6 protein-coding genes are annotated in these 7,684 nt (G+C 36.6%); 1 reads left to right on the top strand and 5 read right to left on the bottom strand.

All coding sequences use genetic code 11. From position 1 onward, the window contains the following. Positions 1 to 160: 160 nt before the first annotated feature. The gene (locus ACXJIN_RS00745; RefSeq protein WP_456398672.1) at positions 161 to 295 is read right to left on the bottom strand and encodes a winged helix-turn-helix domain-containing protein; all 135 of its coding nucleotides are present in this window, start codon (positions 293 to 295) and stop codon (positions 161 to 163) included. Positions 296 to 614: 319 nt separating this feature from the next. Here ACXJIN_RS00745 and ACXJIN_RS00740 point away from each other — a divergent pair, with 319 nt between their 5' ends. Then, the gene (locus ACXJIN_RS00740) at positions 615 to 2,318 is read left to right on the top strand and encodes an oleate hydratase (RefSeq protein WP_456398670.1); all 1,704 of its coding nucleotides are present in this window, start codon (positions 615 to 617) and stop codon (positions 2,316 to 2,318) included. Between the two features lie 13 nt (positions 2,319 to 2,331). On the opposite strand, the gene ACXJIN_RS00735 is transcribed toward ACXJIN_RS00740, so the two are convergent. From ACXJIN_RS00735 to ACXJIN_RS00720, 4 genes are all read right to left on the bottom strand, one after another. Then, positions 2,332 to 2,892, bottom strand: a complete 561-nt coding sequence (locus tag ACXJIN_RS00735; protein WP_456398668.1) for a TetR/AcrR family transcriptional regulator C-terminal domain-containing protein — start codon at positions 2,890 to 2,892, stop codon at positions 2,332 to 2,334. 82 nt (positions 2,893 to 2,974) lie between these two features. Further along, positions 2,975 to 4,249 (bottom strand): metallopeptidase TldD-related protein, encoded by a 1,275-nt coding sequence (locus ACXJIN_RS00730; RefSeq protein ID WP_456398666.1) that lies wholly within the window; start codon positions 4,247 to 4,249, stop codon positions 2,975 to 2,977. Continuing rightward, a complete protein-coding gene (locus ACXJIN_RS00725) occupies positions 4,249 to 5,652 on the bottom strand; it encodes a TldD/PmbA family protein (RefSeq protein ID WP_456398664.1) in 1,404 nt (467 codons plus the stop codon). Before ACXJIN_RS00725 ends, ACXJIN_RS00730 begins: the two co-directional genes overlap by 1 nt. 109 nt (positions 5,653 to 5,761) lie before the next feature. Further along, positions 5,762 to 7,330: a bifunctional metallophosphatase/5'-nucleotidase gene (locus tag ACXJIN_RS00720; protein ID WP_456398663.1), complete on the bottom strand. Its 1,569-nt coding sequence runs from the start codon at positions 7,328 to 7,330 to the stop codon at positions 5,762 to 5,764. Positions 7,331 to 7,684 lie beyond the last annotated feature (354 nt).

Genomic DNA, 7,684 nt, shown 5'->3' with positions numbered 1-7,684 from the left:
TAACTATGGACCTGGAAAAGAAATGGACCATGAGGCAAAAAAATTGGGCTTCTATTCTAGCCCAATTAGCGGTATACTTCAAAGAAAGGGTTGAATCTTATTTATGAATTCTTATCTCAGATCAACGGATACACAAAACTTGGTAAAGACCCCATGAAATTCATCGTAATATGAATTTGTTCAGATGCTTTCCTGAAATTGCCCTTGGCTTTTTGTACACAAAGCCTTTCCTCTTCAGGAATGACTGCATGCCTTGAGTTGTGTATTCAATGCCAAATGAAATTGTACCTTTCAAACGTGTTCCTTGCAAAGCTTTCCTAAATCAATAAGGCTTCACATATGTCTTTGTATTTCCATTCCTTATCTTTATCTCACTCCAATATAACTTTTCTGAAATGGGTATTAACTTTGGTCGTGGTCATGGAAGATGGTCAAGTTCACCCATTTCACAGCAATTATTGTCCCCTATCGCGAAAAAAGTATTCATATGCTTTCTACACAATTTATTGAATGTGTTTCAAATTTGCACAAACGAACAGTTTTGATGATTTACGACACAGAGAAATGATAGTACACTAAAATCGTGCAGAAAATCAAATAAAGGAGTGGATAACATGGGCAGCTATCAATTGAAGTACCACGCAAAAAGGCCTGAAGGAATAGAAAACAAAAAGGCATATCTTGTTGGTTCGGGAATTTCAACATTATCAGCAGCTTTTTTCTTAATAAGAGATGGACATATGGATGGTGGAAACATCACCATATTTGAAAGAAAAAACGTTAACGGTGGAGCTTTAGATGGCGCAGGAAACCTCGAAGATGGTTATATTATTCGTGGCGGTAGAGAAATGGAAGAGCATTACGAATGTACATGGGATCTATTTGGAGATATTCCCACTCTTGAAAATCCGGAAAGAACCGTTTTAGATGATATGAAAGAAATTAACGATTGGGATCCAAATATTTCAGCAAAAAGGGTGATTCAAAATCGAGGAGAAGAAGTTGATTCATCTGATTTGGAATTAAAGGATCATCATATAGAACAATTAACAAAATTATTTTTAGCGAAAGAGGAAGATTTGGGTAATTTAACCGTGGAACAATTTTTCACTCCAGATTTTTTTGAAACAAATATGTGGCTGTTATGGCGTTCTATGTTTGCCTTTCAAACATGGCATAGCGTTGTTGAAATGAAAAGATATATGGAAAGATTTATACATCTATTGCCAGGCATGACAAAACTAAGAAACATTTTATTCTCACGGTACAACCAATATGATTCATTTGTATTGCCCTTGATAAAATGGTTAAAGGATCACGGAGTAAAGATTGAAAACAATACATTGGTTACCGATCTAGATATTGAAATTTCTGATAAAGAGAAGGTTGTAACAGGAATTCATCTGGTCAAAAATGGCGAGGAAAAATACATAAAAACTACAAGAAATGATTTGGTGTTTGTAATTAACGGTTCAATGACGGAAATTTCAACGTTGGGAAGCATGAACAAAGCTCCAGAATTAAACAAAAAATTGGGACCTGTTTGGAGTTTATGGAAGAATATAGCAGCAAAAGACCCATCATTTGGAAATCCTGAAGTATTTTATGAAAACATCGATAAAACAAAATGGGAATCATTTACCGTAACCTTAAAAGATTCGAAAATAGTTGATGTCATTAAAAATCTTACAAATAGAGATCCCTATTCTGGAAGAGTTGTAACTGGTGGAATAATTACAATAAAAGATTCGAATTGGGGAATGAGCTTTACAATAAGCAGGCAACCACATTTTGCCAATCAGCCAGACGATGTATTGGTATTATGGGCATATGGGTTATTTGCGGATAATGAAGGCAATTACATTAAAAAGAAAATGAGTGAGTGTACAGGCGAAGAATTACTGAGAGAACTGTTATACCACCTTGGTGTGGAAGACGAATCAATGGATGAAATTGTTGAAAGTGCAATAGTTATTCCTGCAATGATGCCACATATCACAAGTCAATTTATGCCACGTATAAAAGGAGATAGACCAGAAGTTGTTCCTGAGGGCAGTGTGAATTTAGCTTTCCTTGGGCAATTCGTTGAAATAGAAGGAGATTGCGTCTTTACAGTGGAATATTCCGTTCGTTCAGCAATGATAGCCGTATATACACTCTTAAATCTTGATAAGCAGGTTCCAGAAATTTATCCAAGCAAATACGATATTAGATATATTATCAAAGCAACGAAAACATTATACGGAAACAGATCATTACCTGGGGAATCTATTGCGAAAAAATTATTAAAAGACACATCATTGGAGAATCTATTTTAATTTACAGGGCTCTTCATGAGCCCTTTTCAAATTTTTTTAACGATCTGTATATGTCTCCTTCAATGATCTTACTCAATTTTTGAGTCAAAACCTTCGGATCCTCAATCATTTTATGTTTTATCCAATTTATTATCACACCGGTAAGCGCTATTTCGTAAAATTTTACAACATCTTCTTTTGATTTTTCTGAAATATTCAAATCTTTAGAAATATCCTCTACAACACCATATATCAATTTGGCGACGTAATCGTAAAGATGATCTTCCAAGCGATTTCTATCTATAGAATTATAGGCATTTAGCACGACTTTTTCATTTTCCCTTAAATAATTCAAAATGCTTACAAAACCTTTTTGCCACGTATCATAGGTTTTATTTTCACCAAGTATTTCTTTTATCTCAGTAACAAATGTCCATTCTAACAATTCGTATATGTCATGAAAATAATAATACAAAGTTCTTCTATTTACACCGCAATCCCTAACTACATCATTTACCGTAATCTTAGACAAGGGTTTTTCTTTCATTAGTTTCTTTAATGAATTTGAAAGTGCTCTTTTTGTTATTTCTGACATAGCTCATCCCCTTGTTGACTTGCACTAAGAACTGCCGTGAATTTATTATGCGAAACTCTTTCACAATAAAAGCCAGGGTATCTTAAACCCCCGCAATTTTAACGTTGTAAGCTTTTAAAGCAAGTGGCCCCAAGTAGTTTTCTTCTTGCACGCTTTCATTTGAAAGTTCAAAATTTCCTTGAATGTCTTTTATATTTCCAGACACTGAACCACCGGTAATTGGTATTCTGTTTTCTCCATCAAAATACCAGCCGAGTCTTATTTCTCCCGCAAAGTCTCCTGTCAACGTGTCCATCTGGAAATCTGAAAACGTCTTAAGTTCTATATGTTTCTCTTTTCTGAATTCTTTTACCTTCTTTTTCCCGGTTTTTACAATGAAATTGGTAAGCGAGCCGGTGGGCTCAACATTTAGATAATGAGAAAATCTCAAGTTTCCCCAATAAGAAAGTAGAACTCCGTCATCTATAAGCTTAACTTTTTTCAATTCAAAGCCATCTTCATCAAATGGTCTGGAAAAATAGGATCCTTCTAAAACTGGATCAACAAAGAGCGTTATACCACTTCCTTTGAAATCACCTTGAATTTTTTCGCCAATTTTGGCGTTGGACATGTGCTCGTAAACTTTCAAAGCAGACGCACTTTCAACGTAATAGCTTAATATCTCTTTCGTGCCGCTTTCGTCGAAAATAACTGGAATACCCTTTACCTTTGGTGTTGGTTTGGCGCGAGATCTATCTACAGTTATTTCTAAAGCCTGAGATACTTTAGATGATATCCGAGATGGTGAAAAATCTGAAGTCTTCAAATTCCAATACAATTCCACTTCTTCGTCATCATTTTTACTGTTGGTAATAAATTCAATTTCAAGCTTACCTTTTTCAAAAGAAACATCTAAGCCATTTGAATTCAAAATTCTCATCTTTTCGTCGTTTAAAAATATTTCAACGGAATTGATCCAAGATTTATCGTTTGTGGGTGTGAACACGGCATTTACAATTTCATCAAGCGCTTTAAACGTCTCACTTGAATTTTCAATATGTTTTTCAACACCTTTGGCCAATGGGTAAGGTTTGTTTTTAACGAATTTTGCAGCAAAGATGGCACTTGAAATTTTTTCATCTATTTCATTTTTCGTCATGGTTGGATGTATTAAAATTGTCGATGATCCCATGTAATCTTCTGACCCATCTCTAAAATCTTCATAAACTGTTAATTCATACTTGGTAACATCTTTTGCCCTGTTCATGTCTAAAGTGTTTTTAATGAAGAAAAGTTCTTTCGCTTTGACGCGCTTTTCAACTAATTTCCACTTCTTCACTCCGAGCTCTTCTAAGATTCTCGTTATCTTGTCTATCATCATCCCAACCTCGCTTTCGCCTTTATGTAAGGACCACCGGCGGAAACTTTGACATACTCTTTGTATCCTTTCCCACAAGCGCCACTGCCAGAAAGCTTGAAATCTTTTGACACCATTGAAATGGAATTTAAAAGATCTGGCACATAGCCGGTTATTATTATTGGAGAGATAACTTTGTCAGTCAGTTTACCATCTTTTATTTCACGCGCGTACGTTATCATAACCTGAATTCCCCAGTTTTTAGGATCTTCCATTCCACTTCCATATTTTTCAAGAAGGTATCCATGTTTTATGGACTTTATCATATCTTCAAGCGTATCTTCACCGGGTGTAAAAAACGTATTCGTCATTCTCGCGTAAGCTTTTCTTTCAAAAGATTCCCTTTTTCCATTTCCGGTCGGGATGGTGTGCAATTTCATGGCTGAGAGCAAATCCGAAAGCCCCGCTTTCAATATTCCTTTGTCTATAATCAACGTGTCGTGGGCGAGCGTTCCTTCATCATCAAAGAAATAGGAAGAAACTTCTTTGGCAGCAGCTGCCCCATCGTGCATGGATACCAAATCTGATCCTACCCTTTTGCCCATGTATTCAGCTGCCTTGGCTCTATTTTTAACGAACATGTCCATTTCCACACCATGTCCAAAAGCTTCATGCGCTATAACGCCAGAGACATCAGGCGAGCAGATGACGTCGTATTCTCCGGGTTCTAATCTTTGAGCGTTCAAAAGAGATTCAGCCTCTTTAACGACATCTATAACTTTTTCTTCCATTTCTTCCAGAAGTTCAACGCCTTTAAGACCGGAAAAAGATTCTATATCGCTTTTCACATTTTTTCCATCGCTCACAATGGGTTGAAGGTATCCTTGAGTCCAAACGTAGCTTTGAGAAAGTTCCTTTTTTTCAGAAACAAACAATTTGTTCACGGTAACCTCTTCATAAATGGTGTTGAAATTCACCAATTTTTTGGATACCTCAAAAGCCATGTCTTTCATTTTAAAAAGCCTTTCAATTTTTTCTTGTGCGCTTACAGAAGACGGTAAAACTCTCACTTCGGACGAGAAATCTTTTTTCAGGTTTTCTTCATCAATAACAGGATAGAGTGAAAATTTCATTGTGTCTCTTAACTTAACTAATTCCAAAACTTCTTTTTCTATTTCGTCGATGTTATCTAATCGATTAAAAGAGAACTCGCGGTAATTCCCATCATGCACTCTTACGACGAATCCTCGTTCCGTCCACATGCTATCTCTCACTTCGACGCCCTCTGAATTCACCAAAAAAAGCGTTCCAAAAGAGTCTGTTCCCAAAACAGACACGTAGTCGTAATGCTGGCAAAGCCTTTTCACCAATTCACGAACCTTTGAGCGCGCCTCTTCCAAAAAAGGCGAAAAATCAACTTTCAACCTTCATCCCTCTTTTCATTGTCAACTGCACTTAATTTTCTCACTTTGAATGCTCATTGTCAAATTTAACCTCAAAAAATGATGAAAAAAGCCCCTTTAAAAAGGGCTTTCAATTGGAAGAACTGCCCACTTGGATGATTTTCCAGCTTCCATACAAGTGGGGCTTTATCTTCTTTTTCTCTTTTATGTAAGAAACTATGAGATCCGCAACTTCAACTTCTATTTCTTTTATCGGTTTTTTACCTATAAACATCGTGTACCCACCGCTTCCTCCCCCTTGGTAGCTGTTAACGGCTATCGTATATTTTTTCTCCATTTTCAATGGTTTTCCGTCCATTTCTAATTTGACTACTCTTTCGCCTTCTGGTTTTTCCAAATCAATCACGTAAGAAATGCCTCCAAATATGTTGTACTTGTAGCCCTTCATCTTTCCAGATTCACTTACAATACCATTTTCAAATGAAAAGTACGTTGCAGAGTGTTCAATCATATCCTTTACTTCCTGACCGGTAAGTTCAAAAACCTTTAAAGTATTGGAAAAAACATATACGCTCATAACATCTCTTCTTGTTATTGGCCCTTTTTTCCATCCTTGGATATCTGGAGTAAAAACAGAAGTGGCGGATATTTGGGCATCGGAATAATAAAGCTGAACATCGTTTATTAGGTTTATCAGCGCAGTTTCTCGAGTACGCGCGTACATGGCATCATTCACGTAGAAATCTCCTTCGGCTTCACCTATGACTTCATCAAGCCATTTATTCACAGCTATCTGGTACGGACGTTCAATTTCAAGGAGTTTTTCATCCGCAGGAATTTCCATGGGTTCCAAAAGTTGAGCTTCGCTTTCTTTTACTTCCCATTTATTCGTATAAGAAAGCTTAAGCTCAACGACTCCAAGGGCTTTTCCGTAGCTTGAAGCCATTATGACTGGAATACCGTTTATCTTTGTGGCAAAGCTTTTATGCTGGTGCCCAAAGATAAAAGCGGCAACACCGTCTAAAGTTTTCGCCATTTCATATCCTTGATTTTCGCCTGTGAGCTCCGCAATTACTTCTCCACTCTGTGGATCTCTTTCAAGTCCGCCGTGGTACCCAATTATCACAACATCGGCACCGATAAGTTTGAATTCCTTCAAATAACGTCTCGCTGTTTCAATGGGATCCAGAAAGTCAAGTTCTTTTATGTGCTTTGGTTCTTCCCAAAAGGGGATGTACTTCGTGGTAAGCGAAAGATAGGCAATCTTGGGGCCGTTTTTGAATTCAAAAAGCGTGTAACCTTTCCCGTACACCGGCTTATTCGTTCCCTTACGCACTATATTCGCCGATGTGATTGGAAAGTTGGCTTCAGAAATCGCCTTTTCTAAGATATCTCTTCCAAAATTAAATTCGTGATTTCCAATCGTCATGGCGTCACATTTCAGGTAATTCAAAGCCATTATCATTGGATCAACGCCCGAATTATCAACAGTTGCATGATAATACTCAAGGGGAGAGCCTTGAATGTCATCTCCATTGTCAAAATAAAGAACGTGATCTGCTTTTTTTCTTATTTTTCCTATCATTGTAGATATTTTAGAAAGACCATACTCAACATTTTTCTTTGTCGAATAGCTTTCTGGAAAGATATAACCATGAAGATCTGTCGTTGTGAGAATAGTGATTTTGAACTCTTTCAACTTTCATTCCCTCTTTCTTGTCACTCTCTATCCTTCTCTGATAAATATTACCTTTTAATTTTACGCTGGTAAAGTTCAGAAATCAAGATTGGAAAATGCAATGGATTCTCACCGCTTTCGATTGAACTTATTCTAAAAGTTATATTACCACGCATTTCGTTTTTCCGTTAAATAAGTTTCAAAATATGGATATGTGCTATCATACAGATGAATTTGTTTTCTCTTTTTGTTTATGATTGAAATACCATTCTTCGTTGATTTTTCTCGCTGGAGTTTTGTTTGTAAGTTAGGTCACTTGCCTCAATAAAGCTTTATGAAGTGAGAGGAGATATTTTCAAATTTTGGTCTCAAAGT

This window comes from Mesoaciditoga sp. (genome assembly GCF_054006115.1).
Note: the sequence above shows the minus strand (reverse complement) of the source record. Positions and strands in the feature narration are given on the sequence as shown.